The following is a 20,811-nucleotide window of genomic DNA, read 5'->3' on the forward strand; positions in this document are numbered from 1 at the left end:
ATCGGAAAGCCGTATGAGGGAAAACCTCACGTACGGTTTGATGAGGAGGGGCTGAAATATTTCAGCCCTTTACTCTAGATAAATTTCAGATTGATAATGATTCTCATTTTCATAAAAAGAGGCGCATTCCGAGCTTTCATCGAGGGGGAACTCAAACCTACCAGACTTATATAGCTGGCAGTCCTTCGATTCACTGGAACAAGGACTTACTGAAGGAACAAGAAGATCAATATACCGCAAATCTTAGCTTTACACAGCTAACTCACAAGCTTCTCATCACGACCGCAGAACTGGAGTGGGAGCACCCAAGTAAAATGAGCGAGAATGCAAGAGAGTTGTACGAGCGCCTCGCGCTTCTGCCAAGTGCGAAGCTTCAAGCGGACTTTTACGAGTTTGAAGGGGAAGGACATGTTTCGGTTCTTCCTGCGCTGGTCAGTCGTGCTGTTCGCTTTATGCGGAGGTCGTAAGTTAAGGCCAGCATGGCACAGTCACGCGTTCCTAACTTTTTCGCCAGGGATGTTTGGGTTAACGTTGCAAGAATTCATTCCAATATCTAAAAAAAGCTCGATATCTAGCGCTTAGGCGTGAGGAGATATTGGGCTTTTCGGCTTTACATGTTCAACGTCAAGATGAATCTGATAATGGGAATCATTATCACTAATAAATGTTAAAACAAGGAAATATAATTGTCAACTACCAATTTTCAGTGAAACCTATAGGAGCATAACATGGGAGTCGCAACGGGATTTCCAGAGGAGGAAATGCTGCCCTATCAAGGTCACTCTCCGTATGAGGGCACATCAGCTTCGGTCAAAGGTCAATAAAAATAGTATTGCATTGATAATGATTATCATTTACAATGGCGGTGAGTTGTGTAAATTATTACCAACCCTCTTCAACAGAATTGAGCAAGTCATTTCATGATCATTTTCCCAAAGGAGGAACAGTCAATTTATGAAGGGCAATGCGATATATCTCGAAAGTCAGAGGAGGAGGGAATCTAATGCACGAACATATCCTCGGAAAATCCCGATTGCAATTACAGAGGCCAGAGGTATTCAGGTAAAGGATGCAGATGGTCGAACCTATTACGATTGTCTTGCAGGAGCAGGAACGCTTGCTTTGGGACACAATCACCCGGTTGTGATTGAGGCGATGAAAGACGTGTTAACGACGGGTCTGCCGTTGCATACGTTAGATTTGACTACACCGGTTAAAGAGAGTTTTGTAGATGAGCTCTTCGATATACTGCCAACTGAATTTGTTAAGAATGCCCGAATCCAATTCTGTGGACCAACAGGAGCAGATGCCGTAGAAGCAGCGATGAAATTAGTCAAGACGGCAACGGGAAGAAGCGGGATGATGTCTTTCCATGGGGGATATCACGGAATGACCAGCGGTGCGCTTAGCTTGACAGGTAACCTAGGTCCAAAACGCCATGTCGGCGGATTGTTGCCAGGTACGCAATTTTTGCCATATCCGTATGATTATCGCTGTCCATTTGGAATTGGCGGCGAGCATGGCCACCAAATTGGCAGCCGCTACATTGAACACTTGTTAGACGATCCAGAAAGTGGCGTGCTGTCACCGGCAGGCATGATTATGGAGTTAGTGCAGGGTGAGGGCGGTGTGATTCCAGCACCTCATGCATGGGCAAGAGAAATTCGTAGAATGACCAAAGAACGCGAGATTCCTTTGATCATTGACGAAGTGCAGTCAGGAATTGGCCGAACTGGCCGTATGTTTGCTTTTGAACATGGGGGCATTATTCCTGATGTGATCGTGATCTCCAAGGCTATAGGTGGGGGTCTGCCGTTGTCGGTCATCGTGTATCGCGAAGAACTGGACAAATGGGAGCCAGGAGCACATGCAGGCACATTCCGTGGCAATCAGTTAGCGATGGCTGCTGGTACGGCAACACTGCGCATCATTCGCGAAGAAAGGCTGGTTGAACATGCGGCAGTGGTTGGTGAACGGCTTTGCAAGCATCTTGAGCAAACCAAATCAGCAGTGAGATGCATCGGTGAAGTCAGGGGCAGAGGACTGATGATTGGTGTTGAGATTGTGGACATCGAACGGGAAGCAGACCGAATCGGCAGCTATCCAGCTCATACAGAGCTCGCTCGTGAAATTCAACAGCAATGTCTAAAACGTGGCCTCATCCTTGAACTTGGAGGCCGTCATGGCAGTGTAGTTCGCTTCCTGCCGCCGCTTAATGTAACAGAGCAAGAGATTGATCGGATTGCCGAAATTTTCCACGAGTCCGTCATGGCAGCAGAACGTCAGTCGTTAAGCCTTCAGGGGGTACTTGGGTGAACAGGGAATTCGCAGCCGACTTTTTGAACATAACGGTGGAGAGTCAATCGCTCTTTCGCAAGCATATGCAAGCGACAGTTGAGGTGCTCATTCGCGATTTCGCAGCATTGGAGAAGCCTTACAGCGGGGCTGCGCCACAGGATGTGGCAGCGCCATTTCGAGATCGGCAGGTCTGCCCAGAGCAGGGCGTAAACATGAAGGAGCTGCTTGATTTCATTGGCACTACCGTGGCGAAACATGCGGCTGTTGTGAATCATCCGGCCTGTGTGGCGCACCTTCATTGCCCGCCGCTTCAAGCGTCACTTATGGCAGAGACACTGCTGGCAACGCTGAACCAGTCCATGGATTCTTGGGACCAGAGTATGTCAGCAACCATGCTGGAAGAAGAAATAATTAGCTGGTTATGTGAGTTGTTCGGCTATCATAAGTGCACCAGCGATGGGGTATTCACCAGTGGGGGAACACAGTCTAACTTCATGGGCCTACTGCTGGCTAGAGATCATTATGCCTATACGAAATGGAATTGGAATGTGCAACAGTGGGGCTTACCCCCACAGGGTGACCGCCTGCGAATTCTATGTTCGGAAGCGGCCCATTTTACAGTCAAACAATCGGCGGCTCTGCTAGGTTTGGGGCAACATGCAGTTATCACAGTCCCTGTGGATTCGCTCGGGCGAATGCAGTGTCATGTTCTCGAGCATGCAATCGATCGTTTGCTACAAGATGGCTTACTCCCCTTTGCCTTAGTGGGTACAGCCGGAACAACAGACTTCGGAAGCATTGATCCATTGCCTGAGCTTGCAGAACTTGCCCGTAAACACGAGCTTTGGTTTCACATTGACGGAGCCTATGGTGGTGCACTTGCTTTAAGCGCTAAACATGCGAACTTGCTAGAGGGAATAGACTTAGCAGATTCGATTACTGTCGATTTCCACAAATTGTTTTATCAGCCGATCAGCTGTGGAGCCTTCTTATTGCGGGATTCGGTAAACTATCGCTATTTACGGCTGAACGCCGATTATTTAAATCCGCAAGAAGACGATGAGGCAGGGGTGCCTAATCTTGTCGGCAAGTCTATTCAGACAACGCGTCGGTTTGATGCGCTGAAGCTATACATGTCACTGCAGCACCTGGGTCGTGTAAAGTTCGCAGCAATGATTGATTACACGTTGGAGCTCGCACGCCACACGGCAGATCAAATACGGGGAATGAAGGCACTCGAACTGTTGGCAGAACCGACTTTAAATGCAGTCGTTTTCCGTTATGTACCCTCCAAGGAGATGGACGCCACTCGCACGGATGCGTTAAATCACCGAATTCGAGATGGTCTCCTTGAGAATGGGATCGCCGTTATTGCTCGAACGAAAGTAAAGGAAAGGGCTTGTATGAAATTTACGCTGCTTAATCCGTTAACGACAACGCAGGATACTGGGGATATTTTGGCTCACATCGTGCGCATAGGTATGGAACTAGAACAACAATTTGGGATCGAGCAGTATGCTCTGAGGGGAGTTCAATCATGATCCAGGATGGATTACTGGAAAACATACAAACGCTGGAGGAAAAGGGGGGAGACTCTTATCGGACGGCAGCGAGAGCTACGCTGCAAAGCTTGCTAAACAGCTTTCTCAGGGAAACTGGATTGGGGGAGTGGCGTGAAGTTGAAGGTACGTGGGTGCTGGAAGTGCCATTGGTCAGCCAAGGAGGCTGTATCCTTGTTACTGTCAAACATAAATCGCTGACAGGAAGACATCTGTTTCAATTCCCTCTGCAGTGGAAGGGGAGCGCTGGGCTTGAAGATGCAGGGGAGGATGAGCTGGTATTCGCTAGGCGGCTCGTACTTGAATTAGGTCATTTCGTCAAAGTAGGATCGCCGGATCGTACAGAAGATTTGTTACAGCAAATCGAAGAAAGCTGTGCCAGCATCGAACAGTTCGTCGCTGCCCGTGACGGAGATCGCGACCAGTTATATGGCTTTGACGGGGACTTCCTCACAGCAGAGCAATCCTTGTTGTTCGGGCACTTGCTCCATCCTACACCGAAATGTCGGGACGGGGTTCCAGCCAGTATGCAAGGGGTATTCTCTCCAGAGTTGAAAGGGCAGTTTCAACTGCATTATTTCCGTGCGCATCGCAGCATTGTACGTGAGGATTCTGCGCTTGAGATTACGGCAACGGAATGGATTAAGTCAGATCTCCGTCATGCGGATGTACAGACACCGTACACGGAGAGCGATGAATATACATTGATTCCACTGCATCCTTTGCAGGCGGAAGAAGTACTTGCGAAACCAGCCGTTCAGAAGCTGCTCGAAGCGGGCTTGCTTCAAGATTTGGGGCCAATAGGGCGTTATTACTCGGCAACTTCATCGTTCCGCACGATGTATCATCCCGAGTCGCCTTTTATGCCAAAAGGGTCCGTCCCAGTAAGGATTACCAATTCAGTACGCGTGAATCTATTCAAAGAATTGGAACGGGGCGTTGAAGTGTCCCGCATGCTGCAAACCAAAGTCGGCGAGGTATCCGAACGCTATCCAGCGTTTGCTATTGTGAGAGATCCTGCCTATGTTTCAATTGCTTTGGAAGGGCAGGAGGAGTCGGGGTTCGAAGTTGTGCTGCGTCAAAATCCGTTCCAAGGAAAGCAGGCTCAGCAAGTGTCACTTGTGGCTTCTCTTGTGCAGGATCCGCTGCCTGGCTCTGAATCGCGCTTAAGCACAATTATTCGCCAACTGGCTAAGCAGGAGGATCGGACAACGCAAGCGGTAAGTCTAGACTGGTTCCGTCTCTATTTGAACATCTCGCTGAAGCCGATGATTTGGCTATATGTCACGCATGGCATTGCGCTGGAAGCCCATCAGCAGAATAGCGTTGTCCAGCTGAATAACGGATACCCACAACGTTATTATTATCGGGACAATCAGGGGTATTATTTCTGTAATTCCATGAAGGAACATTTGAATAAGCAATTGCCAGGCATTGGAGATAAGAGCCATACATTCTGCGATGATGCGATTGCTGATGAACGTTTCCGCTATTATGTTATTTTTAACCATCTATTCGGCCTGATTAATGGTTTTGGTACAGCGGGACTTGCCCATGAACGGGAGCTGTTGCGTGAGCTGCGGTCTGTGCTTGCTGAGTTCCTTCCGTTGAACAGAGAGCCTTCGATTTTCCTACAAAGCTTGTTAACGGAAGCTAAGATCCCGTGTAAAGCAAATCTGCTCACGCGACTTTATGATATGGATGAGTTAGTCGGTTCTCTCGAAAACCAGTCGGTCTATGTTCTCGTGGACAATCCGCTGGTTCTGGAGGTGTAGTGAAGGTGCCTTGGAGTATGAATCGCAATTTGAAGCCAATTTATGATGATCCTTCTCTTGCAGCCTACAAGGATCCAACGATTGGCAAGAGCATTTCGTTTCGCCCGGTTGATCTGGAACGCGATTTGGTGATGCTGCATCGTTGGCAGCAGGAGCCGCATGTCGTTCCCTTCTGGCAGCTGAACATATCTTTAGATGCCTACCGGAGCCACTTGGAGCGTTTCTTGGCCGATTCGCATCAGACGCTTTGCATCGGTGAGCTGGATGGGGAGCCGATGAGCTACTGGGAATCCTATTGGGTGAAGTCTGATGTCATTGAACCCTATTACGAAGCAGCGCCGGATGATCAAGGCGTACATCTGCTGATTGGCCCGCCAAGCTACCTCGGCCAGGGTTATGCATTGCCCCTGTTGAAAGCACTCGTACGTGTGCAGTTCATGCACCCAAGTACCAAGCGAGTCGTAGCCGAGCCCGATATTCGGAATGCGAAGATGCATCATATTTTCGAGGGGTGCGGTTTCCGTTTCCAGAAGGAAGTGCAGCTTCCAGATAAGAAGGCTGCGTTGATGATATGCGAGCGAGAAGTTTTTGAAGCGATAACGTTGCAACCGATACATACGCGAAGCGATGTTGGTTGTCAACAAGATAGAGAAACGAGGGAGATTTCTATTGGCTAGGGGAGTTGTTCGGAATCATTCAGATGAATGGGATGTGCTGGGCGTCGGCGTCGGTCCTTTCAATCTCGGTCTTGCAGCCCTGCTTACGCGCGTACCCGAGTTAAAGGCCCAATTCTTAGAGCGGAAGCCACAGTTCGATTGGCATCCAGGTATGTTGATTGAGGGGACGACACTGCAAGTCCCTTTCTTCGCGGACTTAGTGACAATGGCCGATCCGACACATCCGCTCAGCTTTCTAAATTATTTGCATGAGCATGGCAGACTGTATCACTTCTACTTTCTAGAGAAGTTCCAAATTCCCCGTAAGGAGTATAACCATTACTGTAAATGGGCGGCAGAACGATTAGCTTCTTGCCGTTTCGGCTACGAAGTGAGCAGCATCCATCTCGAAGAAGGGGAGTCCAGTTCTCATTTTGTCGTGGAGGCGAAAGAACTTCAAACTGAGCAAACAAAGACCTATGTTGCCCGTAACTTGGTACTAGGTGTTGGGAGCAGCCCCCATATTCCGAAACGGTTCCAAAACGTAAGCGGAGCGAATGTGTTTCATTCAGCTGATTATTTAACGAATCGGGAACATTGCCTCAAAGCGCGGTCGATCACGGTTGTGGGCTCAGGTCAGAGTGCAGCCGAAGTGGTGCTGGATTTGTTAAAAGCGCAGAGTGAAAGTGGGTATCGGTTGGATTGGTTTACACGTTCATCAGGCTTCTTCCCGATGGAGTATTCCAAGCTCGGACTCGAGCATTTTTCTCCAGAATATACGAAATATTTCTACGACCTAGCACCTGAAAACAAGGATAGGGTCCGAGCTGGGCAGGCCTTGCTGTACAAAGGAATTAGCGCGAATACCATCGCAGATATATACGATACGCTGTACGAGGCTGGAATCGGTGGGGGAGAAGCGCCAGGTGTCCGATTGATGCCCCTAACCGAAGTGGAGCAGTTGCTTCAGACTTCAGACCGAGGGAGGGATAGCTATCAATTGCATTGCCGCCAATTGCAGCAGGATGCACCTTTCGAGCATACCAGCGAGATCGTCATATTGGCGACGGGGTATGAGCATGCCGAACCAGCTTGCTTACGTCCGTTAGAGCCTTATATTTGTCGAGATGCGAAAGGACGCTTGGACATCGCTGAGGATTACTCTTTGAAGCTGCGAACCAGTGGGGAGAACCAGATCTTTATTCAGAATGGGGAACTGCATACACATGGTGTTGGTGCACCCGATCTTGGGCTTGGCGCTCATCGGAACAGCGTCATCATTAAGAAGCTAGCCCAGCGCGAGGTGTATCCGCTCAGAAGTCGTAATGTGTTTCAGCAATTCGGAGTCAACCGATGAAGACGCTGCAACCTCAAGCGCTTAGTCGTAGAACGCGAACAGGCATGCAGGCAGCACTTCTTGGCTGCATGTTTCTAGGACTGTTTACAGAAGTGCTGCTTTCACCGTATTATCCCCAGTTTTTCCATCAGGTTTTCGGTATTGAAGACTACAGCTACACTGGTTTATATTTGTTTGTTTGTCGGCTAACGGTTGTTCTCTGTTCGCCGTTGTGGGGGTGGTTGACCCGCAGATGGGAAGCTAAGCGTCTGCTGCTCATCGGTCAGGCAGGAACGGCCCTATCGACTGCGCTGCTGGCGCAAGCGGATAGTGCGACAGAATTCCTCATTCTGACGATCTGTTTACTCATTTTTAAAAGCAGCTATATGTTGATTTATCCAATCATTATGGAACTTAGCGATACAGGTGCTCAAGCGGGATCTGCGGCAAAATTTCACGCGGTACATCATACAGCGGTGCTAATCGCTGCGTTGGCTGGTGCTCATATGCTTCAGATGGAACGTCCATTAACGTTGTTCTATGGGGCAGCTGCTGCGGATGTCATCCAATTGTGCGTATGCGTGGTGGTTCTTTGGGGATGGAACAGCGCTACTAAGAAGGAAGATCGACGTGAATCTAGAGGTTCGAAAGGGTTGTTACGCAACTTGCTCCAGGATCGAACGATTGTGATGCTTGGCTTGTTGTTTCTTACACTCACGATTGCGAATCAAGTGGTCAGACCCTTTTTTACCCCCTATGTCGAAAAGGACTTTGGCTTATCCATTGAACTAGCGGGCATGTTGTTTCTTCTGCCTCATGTCTGTGCGTTAATCCTTCTGCCGTTTCTTCGCAGTTTAGCCAAGCCAGGAAGGCTGCCCATCGCGTATATGGTTGGTGTTGGAGCCATGGCTATCGGCTTAATCACGCAAGGGATGACGGAGAGTATAGGCGGATTGATCGCAGGCCGTATGCTGTATGGGATGTTCCTAGCCATTACGATGGCTGTCCTTGATGTCATTTTGTTTGGGCGGGAACAGGGCGCATCAGCTGCGATAGCTTTCAGTGTTATGGTATCTTTCCAGACTGCAGGGGAGTTATTATCTCCTCTACTTTCATCATTTCTGTCGATTCAGGTTGGATTGCATGCGCCGCTGCTGGCAGCAGCTTTGCTATGTCTGGTTAATGGCATGCTGTTCAAATGGTCCAATATTTATAGCACACCGAAGGAGGCTACCACATGGCAAGTTCATGGCAGCAAGACCTCATAGCGCTCCAAGCTCTGAAATCCGAGAGTTGCGTACAAGTGCGCAGAAGAATTTTTCGCCAATTAGTGGAATCAGTCATTTATGAAGGCATTGTCGTACCACATTCGGAGCCAGTTGGAGACGCTATACGATTCGGTCTGCAGGGTCAGGATGCCGAAGGCCGGGCGGTTACTTACTTGTGTCTAGGGAAGCAAAAGCTCACATTTGGCCGCATTCGCTTGCAGGAAGACGTTCCGCTGGTTCGGAATGGAAGTGATGGTGAGGCCGAAGCGGTATCCCTGAGACTATTTATCCAGGAAGTGCTGAATGTGCCGGGGACGGATGCGAACAAGCTAGGCTCGTTCACAGAAGAGCTGGAGCACACGCTCCTCAAGGATACGATGGCGCAGTATGTTCGGATGCTCGGAGATACGGATTTGCATCAACTGAGCGGCGAAGAGCTGGAATCCGCTGTGATGGATGGACATCGGTATCACCCCAGCTATAAGTCGCGCATCGGGTTCGACTACGGGGATCATCTCACGTATGGTCCTGAATTTGCCCAAGATGTACAGCCGTTATGGCTGGCAGTAAGTAAAGTGGAGAGCCGGATCGCTGTGCTGCCTAGCCTTACATTTGACGGCTTGCTGCGAGAAGAGTTGGGTAATGAAGTGGTGGAATCGTTTCGCGAACACCTGCAGAGTGAAGGATTTGACCCAGAGGCTTATGCATTCGTGCCTGTACATCCTTGGCAATGGCGCCGAATTATTGCACCTGCATATGCAGAGGAACTTAATAAGAAGCGCATGATCCTACTGGGGCCATCGGAAGATGTGTATCGGGCTCAGCAGTCTATTCGGACACTATCTAACCGCACATCGCCACAGAAAACGTATGTCAAACTTTCCATGAATTTATTGAATACTTCCAGTTCCCGTCAATTGCTCCCGCACTACACGGTGACGGCGCCAGTATTATCGGCTTGGCTGCAAACGTTGGTAGACGGAGATCCTTATTTAAAGGATGAAGCTAAGCTTATATTACTGCGGGAAGTTGCCGCCCTATCCTATGATTCACAAGGGAGTACGCCATCCCCATTGTATGCAGCGATCGGCTGCATTTGGCGAGAAAGCTTGCACGGTTATTTACAAGCGGGTGAGGGAACAGTTCCTTTCTATGCCCTGTGTACGTTGGAACGGGACGGGACTCCCTTCATTGAGCCGTGGCTGCAAACCTATGGTATCGAGTCTTGGGTGAATCGCCTGCTTGAGCGGTGTATTCTGCCCGTTCTCCATTTGGCTGCTGTTCATGGGGTGGCAACAGAATCACATGCGCAAAATATGGTGATGGTCCATCGCGATGGCTTGCCTGAGCGATTAGCCTTAAAGGATTTCCACGAGGATGTTCTGTATCAGCGTTCCTTCCTGAGCAGACCGGACTTGTGTCCAGACTTAACGCAAGTTCATGAGCGATACGTGCTGAAGGAGGAACGGGCTAACTTTGAAGTGGAGGATATAGCGCCATTGCGGTATCTGACCCTAGGAGCGTTATTCTTTGTTAATCTTGGGGAGCTGGCGATGATGCTGCAGGATCGTTACGGCTTTGAAGAGGAGCAGTTCTGGCAAATGACGGCTGCCTGCATTCATCGCCATATCGAACGAGATTCGCACTTCCAGAAGCGTTTTGACACGTTGGACTTATTTACCCCAACTACGCGTGTTGAGCAGTTAACGCATAAGCGGCTTGCTCTGCAAACGAAGGGGTTATCGCATGAAGTTCCGAATCCATTGTCTGCCTTTCTTCCTAATTCGTACCGTACAAACAGAGAGGAGATTTCTCTTTGAATAAGAAATTGTTTGCCTATAACCAGACGTACTTCGGCCAGGATGATTTAGAAGCTCGCTGGAAAGCATGGGGGCTTATGCCACACACACGGGAAGCATGGAAATCCGGTAAACGGATTGCCGTATGCATCGCGAATGCTGCAGAGCTGATTCCACTTGTGCTTTATCTGAAGGAGTTAGGGGTATCTGCCCTGCTGCTTCATGGAGAGACACCGCTCGAAACGGCGAAGATGCTCGGCAAGGAAGGGGGCTGCATCGGTCTTGTGTACCAATCTGTCGAGGATGGAATCCTGCCTTTAGCTGGAAGCGAATCAGAGGTTATCTCCTCACAGGAGCCTTCTATCTGTATGTTCAGTTCCGGCACGACAGGCAATCCGAAGTTGATCAGCAGACCGTGGTCGGCTATTGAGGCTGAAATTACTGCTTATAATGCAGAAATTGATCTAGATAGTGCCATCACGCCGATTGTGATTTCTCCTGTGAGTCATTCTTACGGCCTTATTAGTGGGGTTCTTTCCGCTATGGCGCGACAAGTGGTACCTCACGTTGCCGCTTATACCAACCCGAAGCTGACGCTCGCCATTCTGCGGGACACACCGAAACATATTGTCTATGGCGTCCCTATGACGCTGCACGTGCTGACCTCTTTTCCTTCGGATATTCGGTTCTATCAGTTCATGAGCTCTGGCGCGCCGATGCCGCAAGGATTGATTGATAAGCTGGCTCCGCTAGCAGGAGATCGCTTGCTCCAGCAGTACGGCTGCTCAGAAGCGGGCTGTATAAGTATTAATCGTTCTCTTCGGCACAGTGCCGATATTGGCAAGCTGTTGGGGCACATGCAGTTGGTTGACGCAGGTGCATCATCCCATGAGCCACGAGAATTAATTATCACTGTGCAGAATCAGATGATTCATACGGGTGATCTTGCCTATCAAGATCAAGAGGCTTTACATCTTTTGGCCAGAGCGGATGATGTCATTAATGTATCGGGCCTTAAAGTGTACCCCCTTGAAGTCGAAAATGTGATTTCCCAATTGCCTGGTATTCACGAATGTGTCGTCTACCGGGGTAGTCACCCCGTGATGGGAGAAACTGCGAGTTGTATGGTCGTGGCGGATCTTGAGTTGAAGTCGGAGACTATTCGCGAGTGGTGTATGCAGCATTTGCCTCCTTATAAAGTGCCATCCAAAGTAGCCTGTGTAACAAAACTTCCGCGAACTGCTACTGGGAAAATTAGTCGTAAATTGCTGGAGGAGGCGGAATTAAGCGAATGACAAGGGAACAACGTATAGATAAGCTGAGCGTCATTATGGTAACAAAGTTGGGGCTGACACAGCTGCCCACCCTAGAAGAATTACACAGACTGAATGAGGATCTTCGAATTGACTCTGTCATGATGATGCAGTTGCTGGTCTGGATTGAAGTTGAGTTTGGCCTAGGGATTCCAGAAGAAGAAGTGGATCCGAGGGTGTTTCACACAGTAGGAACGCTGCTAGACTTCATGGACAGGTTGACTCCTGTAGGTCCTGTAGGCATAACAAAGGAGCTAAGGAAGTGAAGAAAGGAGGCACGGTCATGTTCGGTTGGAAAGACCAACGCATCAAAGTTCATTGTGTGCTCAGCTGCATGTGCGAAGTGGTCAAAAGACATAGCAACGTCGACTATCGCCCTTTTTATTTCAACGTGTGGGAAGAGCAGTTCGGATGGCATGAAGCGGGATTATCCTATTATTCAGACTCATTCCAGCCTACTCGACTAATGAAGTGGAACGAACGTTTGTTTGGTGTTCAGACTGTGCAATGGCATGCCCCCCATCAAGATCCCGCAACGAATGCGGCCAAACTCGTTGAACTCGTTGAGCAAGCGCCTCGTCATCGGCACGTCGTTGTTCAGATCGACATGTCCCTTATGCCAGAACGGGAGAATACGTTTAATTTGAGTCCATTCCCTCATTATGTGATCGTTTCGGCAACCGAGCGTGAAGATCAATGGTTCATGCTGGATGCGGATATGAAATGGGAGGGGACTGTCAGCCGCGAGCAGTTGCTCCAAGCTTTTATTCATAATGCTTACCCTGACGGGTTTTATATGGATGCCCAGACCATTCAGACGCCGACGCCGGAGAACGTTATCGCTTTCTTCTATGATCAATTTCATCTCGACCGCAATGACCTAGTAACTGGGCTCCGTACACTTGTCACTAGATTAACGGAAGATCCGTCCAAGATTGCATCTCTCGGGGATGCACTGAAGCATCTCTATGTCATTGTGATACGCAAATATGGGTATGACTATGCACTGATGTTTTTTCATGATGAGCTGCAACTGCCTAGGGATAATTATGAGTATTGGGCTCAGCAAATTCGTGATTTGGTTCAAGCCTTTAATACGCTGCAATTCCAGGCCGTTAAGATGTCGTTGACCGGAAGTACGGGGCAGCTTACCTCCATGCTGGAGACTTTGAATAAGGCAGAAGCCATTGAACGAGGGATTAAGATGGAAATGGAACGTGAGCTTACCTTATGGTCTGCAGCTCAGTATGCACATGTGAAAGGGGGGACTATGTAATGTCAGAACGGTCTAGACTACGATGTTCGCTCTGCACGATTACCTTTCGGCACACATTGATTTCATTCGAGGAATTAGTCCAGTTCGCTAGGACTGAGGGTTTCGATGGGCTAGAGGTATGGGGAGCTCATGCGGTTCACTTGTATAAGGCATGGAATGGTTCGAAAAGAGCACTCCTTGAAGGAGCTGGTTTGACGGTTTCGATGATCAGTGACTATCTGGATGTGGGTACACAAGTTAATTTTGCAGATACGGTTATCAAATGCAAAGAGCTGCTTGTTGTCGCGGATTGGCTGGGAACCAGCAAAATTCGTACTTTTGCTGGTATGCGTGGAAGCAGAGAGGTAGACAGAGCGGAGTTCGAAGAAACGGTCCGACAATTACGAATTCTTGGTGACTTGTGCATGAATCAGGGAATTGAATTGCTGGTGGAAACACACCCTGGAACGTTGGCTGATCATAAGAAGGCTGCGTATAGGCTGATGATGGAGGTTAACCATGAGGCAGTTAAGTTGAACCTGGACTTTCTTCACATGTGGGAAGCTGGCGACGATCCATTGGAAAGTTACGAGTTGTTGGCGCCTTGGGTAGCCTATTTCCATTTGAAGAATGTGACTTCCTTGGCCCAATGCAGCGTGTTTCAACCGCATCAAGTGTATGCAGCGAATGGCAGCCGTAAAGGTATGGTATCATTGGAAAATGGGGCGGTAAACTATCGTCCAATTATTGATCGCATTAGTCAAAGCGGAAAGTTCGCTTCGCTGGAATGGTTCGGTGCAGATCCTATCCGCGTACTGAAAGAGGAGATCGGCTGGCTGCATCACAGGTTGAATCGACTGCACTCTGTGTGAGACTAAGTCGGTAGAAATTACATTTGGAGGATGGCTGAACATGAGCAGCGACATTGTAACTTCGCTCAAACACTATCATTTACTACTCGATTCCTCTGAGAGCACAGAGCTTGTCAGTCAGGAATATAAGCTGGACGACGAGCAAGGGATCGCAGAGCTACTAGAACAGTTCGCTCAGCAAATCGGCGCCCCCAATCGTAAAGTAGCGAGTTCTTTGTTCGTTAAGCGTTACAGTCATTTCATTACAGGTGCATGGGACGCTTGGGTACGCTATGGACGCTGTTTGAATGTATCTCCTAGTAATGTTGTGGTTTCTCTTAAAAACAAGCATCTTTACTACCGCCTGCTGTTTCCATATTCGCTGGAGAATTGGGCGAGAAGTGGTTCTTATGCTGTGGAAAGGGAGAGCTATGTACGCCATCTATTTATGGATCATGCCTTTCCTTTTGTGAAGCAGATCGTGGACTGGAGCGGGATCGATGCCACCACACTATGGGCAACGATTTCTTATAATTTGATGTATTATCGCGATGAATGGATCGCTGAAGCTGAAGCATCCTCGGAGAAAGTGTATATCGAGGACAACTTTCGATATTTACTAGTTGAAGAGGATTCTACTCAGGTGTTCGGTGGTAGGGCGAATCCTTTAACGGCGGAATTCCGCTGCGTAGACATACCAGGAGTCGACGAGGAGAAGATTATGATCCGCTCGAAATGCTGCCTGCATTTCCGCATGCCGGGCGAAGATAATTATTGTTACACGTGTCCGACGATTAAAGATGATCGTAGAATAGAGAAGTATGTTGCACATATGGCGCATCATCATTGATAGGAAGGGACAGTTCCCAAAGACAACCATAAGGCAAGGGAACCGCTGGTTCGAACGTAAAGTGACTGCCAAGCGTATTTAGATGTATAAATGCAGCTAATTTCCTCGAAACTGACGTATTTTCATGAATAGATGCAAAAAGTACAGCTAATTTGTATGAATTTTAAAGAAATTAGCAAATCGAAGAATATTAACTGTAGAAAATACAGTTAATCTCACAGATTCGATAAATCGGCTTCAAATAGATGGAGAAACGCCAGTTAGATTGCGGAGCGGCACTCGGTGTTTCTAGCGCTCTGCGTGATTCTTTAGAAAATATTTTAGAAGCTCCCCAATTCTGCAAACGTGCAGGACTCAGGGAGCTTTTTTTAAAACACAAAGGATAATTGCTTAACGACTCACTTGCCTCTCTTCACGGGTATCCAAATCTCACTGCGGAACGTAGGTGAAGTCGTGTCTTTATCTGCATTCCACAGCATCTCGGGTCCAGCGACTTGTTCATAGCCAGAGGAAGGGAACCATTCGGAGTAGATGCGTCCCCAGATATTTTGCAGCGTTTCTGGGAACGGTCCGATGGATTCGAAAACCGCCCACGTAGAGGCAGCCACGTCGAGTTTTGTGAGATTATCAGGACACGGATTCGTTGTGGCGACGCCAATATAGTGGTCCAGATCACCCTTTTCCTCCATACGGCCCTCGGAGAAGTTAGTAGAGGCACTAACCAGACCAATGGGTTCGACATTGGAGAGTTGTTTAAGGGTGTTAATTAAGTCCATAGTTAAACTTTGCCACATGGCGGCAATTTCAGGATTAACGCCATTAAAGACGATAGGAACCCTTTTGTGAAGACCAACAATGGTAAAAGCCTCTTTTTCCTCGATGCGATAGTTCATTTCATTTCCCCCTTGAATGGTGATTTGGAAGGTCATAGGCGGATAGGATTTCAATGATTGCCCATTGAGTCTAGCTTCTGACGGTGTGATTCCATGTAAATTTTGAAAAGAGCGCGTGAATGAATCGGGTGAGTTATATCCGTATTTGATGGCGACATCAATGACTTTGACCTGACTATCTCGTAGCTCAAAAGCGGCTAGGCTCAGCCGTCTACGGCGGATATACTCGGACAATGGAATGCCCGCTAGAAAGGAAAACATACGCTTAAAATGATATTCTGAGCATAAGGCTATTCGAGCCACTTCATTCGTGTCGATCGTGTCCGTCAGGTTGTCTTCGACGTACTTGAGGGCACTATTCATATTTTTAAGCAAATCCATCGTTCTGACCTCCTTTATCCATAGAATAGCAGGAATCGTTGCTAGTTATCCGACATTTCGTGCACAAGTTTGCAGGGCGTAGAGAGTGGAGGCGCAGATCGGGTAGAGATTATGATAAACTAAGGGGGATCGCATTATAGAATAATGAGGGATACCATGTATCGAATCATGATGGTTGAGGACGATGAGAAAATTAGGCGAATTGTCGCCGATACGTTGATAAAGTGGCAGTATGATGTGGTAGAAGTGACGCAATTTGACCAGGTTCTAAAGGAGTTTCAGCAAACCGATCCGCATCTCATCCTATTGGATATTAATCTTCCGGTGTTTGACGGCTATTACTGGTGCCAGCAGATACGTGCGGTATCCAAAGTGCCGATTATTTTCTTATCCTCGAGAACGCAGAATATGGATGTCATTATGGCAATCAATATGGGTGGGGATGATTTTATCCAGAAACCCTTTGATTTGGATATCCTCGTCGCCAAAGTCAGCGCGCTAATTCGCCGGAAATATACGTATCAGGAAGATGAGAGTCTTCGCTTCATGCACCGAGGGTTGAAGCTGCATGTAACGAATTCCACCATTGAATATCAGGGACAAGTGACGGAGTTAAGTCGGAATGAATTCATCCTTTTACAACTCATCATGCGCAATATCGGGAAAATTGTATCCCGCGAAGACATGATGCAGGTTCTATGGAATGAAGAGCAGTTCGTCGATGATAACACGTTGACTGTGAATGTAAATCGGATGCGTAGGAAAATTGCTGCGCTTGGGCTTGAAGACTTCATTGTTACCAGGAAAGGAATGGGGTATGTGATCGAATGACCTTCTTTCGGTATCTCGCTTACGAGAAGTCTTATATGTATCTCTATCTGGCTGGGTTCCTAACCCCGGCTGCTGTATTTTATACCTATAGCAATAATGGTGACTGGATATGGGGGACCTTCTTCTATGCCTTCGCATTGTCGGCTAGTGTGTTAGTGGGATTCTTACTATTTCGCTATCAACAGCACGTACGTGTGATCCGAAAGATGAAAAGTGGGGATTATGAGAGCTTGTCCCTGGAAGGCGAATTCGCCCAACAGTACATCGATGAGCTCAACAAGCAGCATATTCACGAAATGAATCAAGTACAAGAGAGACAGCATGAGCATTATGATTTTATTGTTTCTTGGTTCCATGAGATTAAAACACCGATTGCGGTTCTGCGTTTACTTCAGCAAACCGATATGGACGCGAATAGTCTAAGGGAAGAGATTGCGAAGATTGAAAATTACGTCGATCAAGCACTCTATTATGCTAAGCTGGATAGTTTTAATCAGGATTACGCGATTCAAAATTGTGATGTTATCCAGATTTCGAAAGAGATTGTGAAGTCGCATTCGAAAACTTTTTTCTCCAAAAAAATTCGCATTAGCCTCCAAGCGGATACGCTTGTCGTTCAAAGTGATCCGAAATGGCTGCAGTTCATTATTAATCAGCTTGTGACGAATAGTTTGAAATATACGGAGCCGGGCGGGGAAATTACGATTTCCATAGCAGAAACACCGCAAGAGAAGCAGTTGCTGATTCGGGACAGCGGCATCGGCATAAGTCCCAAAGATCTTCCGCGAATCTTTAATCGCGGCTTTACGGGAGAAACAGGGCGAACGTATACAAAGTCGACCGGAATGGGTTTATATTTGGCTCAGCAATTATCGAATAAACTCGGCCATTATATTGACTGCACGTCGGAGATCGCTGTATATACGCAATGTATCGTTCATTTTCCTAAAGACGACGATCCTTATTTCATGCGACGAAAAACACACCATGCGTAAATTCATCGTGTGTTTTTTTCGTTGATAATTTTGTAATAAATAGATGTGGATGATACGTAAAAGATGAGATAAGTTAGCACATAAAGGCCCATGACAGAAAAAATAATTGTCGTCAAGGCAGGTAAATCTTTGATGATGAGGATGACTGTGTAGTATAAGAGATACCAACTGTGCAGCAGTCCAAGTAAGAGTGGCGGTAAAAAGACGAACAGCAATTGTTTCCGAATAATCTGTTTTATTTCTTTATCGTCTACACCCATTTTCCGTAAAATCGCATAGTGTTCACGCTCTTCCGTAGCTTCGCGCAGCTGTTTAAAGTAAATGACGCTTGCTAAAGCAAACAATGCAATGGCGGCGAAAAAAGCGATAGAGAACAATATTAAAGAGGACGACTCAATATCGATGGCGTACATATCGATAAAGGCAGAATAATACGATCCTTCTGTTCGCATAACAATATCGTAGATTTGTCGTGAGACGTTGTTGGATGTTTTCGGATCTTCGATTTTATAAACTTCATAAGAAGATAGAGTATGATTTTCTTTCAAATGCTGGAACGCCTCGTCAGAAATAATGAGTACAGAAGGTTGATGTTCGGCACCTCCACTAGCATCCGTAGGGATACTTAACAACGGGAATCGTATTCTTTCGACGACTTGAAAGGTATGATCTCCTAAGACGGTCATTTCAGGCAGAGGGCTTTGATAGGTGGTCGGTGCATCTATGCCTCTTGTTAAAACAATAGCCTCATCGCCTTGTACATCTACTTTTTGACCAACGCCGCGTAAATCAACAATCGCATTGAGCTGCGCTTCAGGAAAAATGGTGAATTCCTCTGTGTAATAGTTGGGGTGGTCAAGAAACAATTTGCGATTTGCGATTTTTTCCGTGTGAATGCCAGTCATTGTTTCGTGAGCAAGAATGGGATGGGACTCATTCATGATGTTTTCAATTTGTTGGAGAGTTCTGTTGTCTTGTGATGAAAAGATAATATCGTTGGGGTATTCTTTTCGGACAACATCAGCTTTCACCGCGTAATCCACAGCAATAAATCCAACTCCAAAGATGATAACGGCACTAATTAGGGAGTTAAACGTAAAGTTTACTGTATTCCCTCGGATAGAAAAACGAAGGGAGGAGATCCACAACATTTTGTTGCCATGGAAGTAATTTTTACTTTGACTCATTTTTTGTAATATCCAACCCGAGAACTGGCGGAAAAATAAATAGGTTCCAACAATCAATGCCACGGTTGTAGCCATTAAAGTTTCTTTGAAATAGTCTTTCCATATGTCTGAACTTCCACCTAGGGTAATCGTATAATAGGACGCTATTAGTAGTAGGACGGACAATATCGCCAGAGGCATGGAGAATGCAAACGGTTTGTCCATTTTTTTGGTTGCGTGAAACAATTCAACGATCTGCATGCGGCGGACGTTCACATAACTTTGAAGCGTAATAATACCGATTAATAAAGCGAATAACAGCGCTGTTGAGATTACGGCTTCAAGAGGAAAAGCAAAAGAAATGTCATCCTTATAGTGCATTAAGTTCATTAATATTTTACCGAAAAATTTGGAAAGCAATCCACCGATGAAAATACCGCTGGTGACAGAAATGGCGCTTAGCAATAACGTTTCGTAAAAGACCATTATGGCTATTTGTCTTTCTTTCATGCCATAAAGGATATACATACCGAATTCTTTTTTTCGTTGTTTCATAAAAAAAGAGTTGGCATACAAAATGAAGAACACAATAAACATAAAGACGATCATGGAGGCAACGAAAATAATAGTTTTATAGTTATCCTTATTTTGAATGGCTGTAACGACATCCTCGTTAAACATTAAACCCGAAAAGGTAAAGTAAATGATAACCCCGACAAGCATGGAAATGAAGTAAATGGCATACAAGCGGAAGTTCCGCTTCATATTCCTCCATGATAAATCAAACAAACTCATCGCCGATCGCCCCCTATGGCACTTTGAATCGTCAGGATGCGGTCGAAGAATTCTTTTTCGGTGTGTTCTCCTTTGAACATTTCATTAACAATTTTACCGTCCCGTAGAAATATGACGCGTCGACAGTAACTAGCCGCATACGGATCGTGCGTAATCATCAGAACGGTCGTCTCAAACGTATGATTGAGCGATTGAATTTGTTCCAGCAGTTGAGTAGCGGATCGGGAATCAAGGGCCCCCGTTGGCTCATCGGCGAACACGATCGCTGGATTCGTAATGATGGCACGTGCGGCAGCCGTGCGCTGCTTTTGGCCGCCAGAAATCTCGGACGGATACTGATGCAAGATGGATGCAATATTTAACGCTTCCAATAACGTCGCTAATCGCTGCTCCATTTCTGCAACTGGCGTTTTTTGTAGCGCAAGGGGTAGCAAGATATTCTCTTTGACCGTTAGGGTATCTAGTAAGTTGTAATCTTGAAAAAGAAATCCCATCCGTTTCTGACGGAATTGTCGGAGATCTTTCTTTTTCAAATCTAACAGCGATTTTCCCTCAATCCAGACCTCCCCGCCAGTAAAGGCGTCAATCGTAGAGAGCATATTCATCAGTGTTGTCTTCCCTGAGCCAGATGGCCCCATAATAGCGGTGAATTCCCCTTGATGGATCGTTAAATCAATATTTTTTAAAATGGGTGTTTTGCCGTACGATTTGGATAAATTTTTGGTTTGAATAATGGTAGTCATGGTTTCGCCTCCTTTTCCACCTTACTATACCGTTTAAAGGATGCTTC

General features: G+C 47.0%; 17 protein-coding genes and 1 pseudogene. 15 read left to right on the top strand and 3 right to left on the bottom strand.

Annotated elements, in window-relative coordinates:
* Nucleotides 1-314 precede the first annotated feature (314 nt).
* From A8708_RS35650 to A8708_RS27900, 13 genes and pseudogenes are all read left to right on the top strand, one after another.
* Nucleotides 315-467 (top strand): annotated as a pseudogene (locus A8708_RS35650) (alpha/beta hydrolase); the annotation flags it as partial.
* 487 nt (nucleotides 468-954) lie between these two features.
* Nucleotides 955-2,316, top strand: coding sequence for an aspartate aminotransferase family protein (locus tag A8708_RS27845; protein WP_068669142.1), 1,362 nt, complete (start codon nucleotides 955-957; stop codon nucleotides 2,314-2,316).
* Nucleotides 2,313-3,839 (top strand): pyridoxal phosphate-dependent decarboxylase family protein, encoded by a 1,527-nt coding sequence (locus A8708_RS27850; RefSeq protein ID WP_068669144.1) that lies wholly within the window; start codon nucleotides 2,313-2,315, stop codon nucleotides 3,837-3,839. The genes A8708_RS27845 and A8708_RS27850 overlap by 4 nt, the downstream gene beginning before the upstream one ends.
* Nucleotides 3,836-5,632 carry an IucA/IucC family protein gene (locus A8708_RS27855; protein ID WP_068669145.1) on the top strand — a complete coding sequence of 599 codons (1,797 nt, stop codon included), beginning with the start codon at nucleotides 3,836-3,838 and terminating at the stop codon, nucleotides 5,630-5,632. The genes A8708_RS27850 and A8708_RS27855 overlap by 4 nt, the downstream gene beginning before the upstream one ends.
* A gap of 80 nt (nucleotides 5,633-5,712) precedes the next feature.
* Nucleotides 5,713-6,309, top strand: a complete 597-nt coding sequence (locus A8708_RS27860; protein WP_239696877.1) for a GNAT family N-acetyltransferase — start codon at nucleotides 5,713-5,715, stop codon at nucleotides 6,307-6,309.
* Complete coding sequence (locus A8708_RS27865) at nucleotides 6,302-7,645, top strand: lysine N(6)-hydroxylase/L-ornithine N(5)-oxygenase family protein (RefSeq protein WP_068669147.1); 1,344 nt, start codon at nucleotides 6,302-6,304, stop codon at nucleotides 7,643-7,645. Before A8708_RS27860 ends, A8708_RS27865 begins: the two co-directional genes overlap by 8 nt.
* A complete protein-coding gene (locus A8708_RS27870; RefSeq protein ID WP_082927853.1) occupies nucleotides 7,642-8,892 on the top strand; it encodes an MFS transporter in 1,251 nt (416 codons plus the stop codon). The genes A8708_RS27865 and A8708_RS27870 overlap by 4 nt, the downstream gene beginning before the upstream one ends.
* Nucleotides 8,862-10,712, top strand: coding sequence for an IucA/IucC family protein (locus A8708_RS27875; RefSeq protein WP_068669150.1), 1,851 nt, complete (start codon nucleotides 8,862-8,864; stop codon nucleotides 10,710-10,712). The genes A8708_RS27870 and A8708_RS27875 overlap by 31 nt, the downstream gene beginning before the upstream one ends.
* Nucleotides 10,709-11,986 (top strand): AMP-binding protein, encoded by a 1,278-nt coding sequence (locus tag A8708_RS27880; RefSeq protein WP_082927854.1) that lies wholly within the window; start codon nucleotides 10,709-10,711, stop codon nucleotides 11,984-11,986. The genes A8708_RS27875 and A8708_RS27880 overlap by 4 nt, the downstream gene beginning before the upstream one ends.
* The gene (asbD, locus tag A8708_RS27885) at nucleotides 11,983-12,270 is read left to right on the top strand and encodes a petrobactin biosynthesis protein AsbD (protein ID WP_068669152.1); all 288 of its coding nucleotides are present in this window, start codon (nucleotides 11,983-11,985) and stop codon (nucleotides 12,268-12,270) included. The genes A8708_RS27880 and asbD overlap by 4 nt, the downstream gene beginning before the upstream one ends.
* Before the next feature lie 17 nt (nucleotides 12,271-12,287).
* The gene (locus A8708_RS27890; RefSeq protein WP_068669154.1) at nucleotides 12,288-13,280 is read left to right on the top strand and encodes a DUF6005 family protein; all 993 of its coding nucleotides are present in this window, start codon (nucleotides 12,288-12,290) and stop codon (nucleotides 13,278-13,280) included.
* Complete coding sequence (locus A8708_RS27895; protein WP_068669155.1) at nucleotides 13,280-14,131, top strand: sugar phosphate isomerase/epimerase family protein; 852 nt, start codon at nucleotides 13,280-13,282, stop codon at nucleotides 14,129-14,131. Before A8708_RS27890 ends, A8708_RS27895 begins: the two co-directional genes overlap by 1 nt.
* 40 nt (nucleotides 14,132-14,171) lie before the next feature.
* Nucleotides 14,172-14,960, top strand: a complete 789-nt coding sequence (locus tag A8708_RS27900; protein ID WP_068669157.1) for an IucA/IucC family C-terminal-domain containing protein — start codon at nucleotides 14,172-14,174, stop codon at nucleotides 14,958-14,960.
* Nucleotides 14,961-15,358: 398 nt separating this feature from the next.
* Here A8708_RS27900 and A8708_RS27905 read toward each other — a convergent pair whose 3' ends face one another.
* A complete protein-coding gene (locus A8708_RS27905; RefSeq protein WP_068669158.1) occupies nucleotides 15,359-16,234 on the bottom strand; it encodes an AraC family transcriptional regulator in 876 nt (291 codons plus the stop codon).
* 156 nt (nucleotides 16,235-16,390) lie between these two features.
* Between A8708_RS27905 and A8708_RS27910 the strand changes: the two genes are divergently transcribed.
* The gene (locus A8708_RS27910; protein ID WP_068669160.1) at nucleotides 16,391-17,065 is read left to right on the top strand and encodes a response regulator transcription factor; all 675 of its coding nucleotides are present in this window, start codon (nucleotides 16,391-16,393) and stop codon (nucleotides 17,063-17,065) included.
* On the top strand, nucleotides 17,062-18,060 hold the full coding sequence (locus A8708_RS27915) for a sensor histidine kinase (protein WP_068669162.1): 999 nt from the start codon (nucleotides 17,062-17,064) through the stop codon (nucleotides 18,058-18,060). The genes A8708_RS27910 and A8708_RS27915 overlap by 4 nt, the downstream gene beginning before the upstream one ends.
* Before the next feature lie 2 nt (nucleotides 18,061-18,062).
* On the opposite strand, the gene A8708_RS27920 is transcribed toward A8708_RS27915, so the two are convergent.
* Nucleotides 18,063-20,021: an FtsX-like permease family protein gene (locus tag A8708_RS27920; RefSeq protein ID WP_068669164.1), complete on the bottom strand. Its 1,959-nt coding sequence runs from the start codon at nucleotides 20,019-20,021 to the stop codon at nucleotides 18,063-18,065.
* Nucleotides 20,018-20,764, bottom strand: coding sequence for an ABC transporter ATP-binding protein (locus tag A8708_RS27925; protein ID WP_068669166.1), 747 nt, complete (start codon nucleotides 20,762-20,764; stop codon nucleotides 20,018-20,020). Before A8708_RS27925 ends, A8708_RS27920 begins: the two co-directional genes overlap by 4 nt.
* Between the last annotated feature and the right edge of the window lie 47 nt (nucleotides 20,765-20,811).

This window comes from Paenibacillus oryzisoli, from assembly GCF_001653565.1.
Taxonomy (GTDB): domain Bacteria; phylum Bacillota; class Bacilli; order Paenibacillales; family NBRC-103111; genus Paenibacillus_E; species Paenibacillus_E oryzisoli.

Coding starts and splice junctions, on each gene's coding strand:
- A8708_RS27845 (WP_068669142.1), top strand. CDS start 955: ATGAAGGGCAATGCGATATATCTCGAAAGTCAGAGGAGGAGGGAATCT.
- A8708_RS27855 (WP_068669145.1), top strand. CDS start 3,836: ATGATCCAGGATGGATTACTGGAAAACATACAAACGCTGGAGGAAAAG.
- A8708_RS27870 (WP_082927853.1), top strand. CDS start 7,642: ATGAAGACGCTGCAACCTCAAGCGCTTAGTCGTAGAACGCGAACAGGC.
- A8708_RS27875 (WP_068669150.1), top strand. CDS start 8,862: ATGGCAAGTTCATGGCAGCAAGACCTCATAGCGCTCCAAGCTCTGAAA.
- asbD (WP_068669152.1), top strand. CDS start 11,983: ATGACAAGGGAACAACGTATAGATAAGCTGAGCGTCATTATGGTAACA.
- A8708_RS27890 (WP_068669154.1), top strand. CDS start 12,288: ATGTTCGGTTGGAAAGACCAACGCATCAAAGTTCATTGTGTGCTCAGC.
- A8708_RS27895 (WP_068669155.1), top strand. CDS start 13,280: ATGTCAGAACGGTCTAGACTACGATGTTCGCTCTGCACGATTACCTTT.
- A8708_RS27900 (WP_068669157.1), top strand. CDS start 14,172: ATGAGCAGCGACATTGTAACTTCGCTCAAACACTATCATTTACTACTC.
- A8708_RS27905 (WP_068669158.1), bottom strand. CDS start 16,234: ATGGATTTGCTTAAAAATATGAATAGTGCCCTCAAGTACGTCGAAGAC.
- A8708_RS27910 (WP_068669160.1), top strand. CDS start 16,391: ATGTATCGAATCATGATGGTTGAGGACGATGAGAAAATTAGGCGAATT.
- A8708_RS27915 (WP_068669162.1), top strand. CDS start 17,062: ATGACCTTCTTTCGGTATCTCGCTTACGAGAAGTCTTATATGTATCTC.
- A8708_RS27920 (WP_068669164.1), bottom strand. CDS start 20,021: ATGAGTTTGTTTGATTTATCATGGAGGAATATGAAGCGGAACTTCCGC.
- A8708_RS27925 (WP_068669166.1), bottom strand. CDS start 20,764: ATGACTACCATTATTCAAACCAAAAATTTATCCAAATCGTACGGCAAA.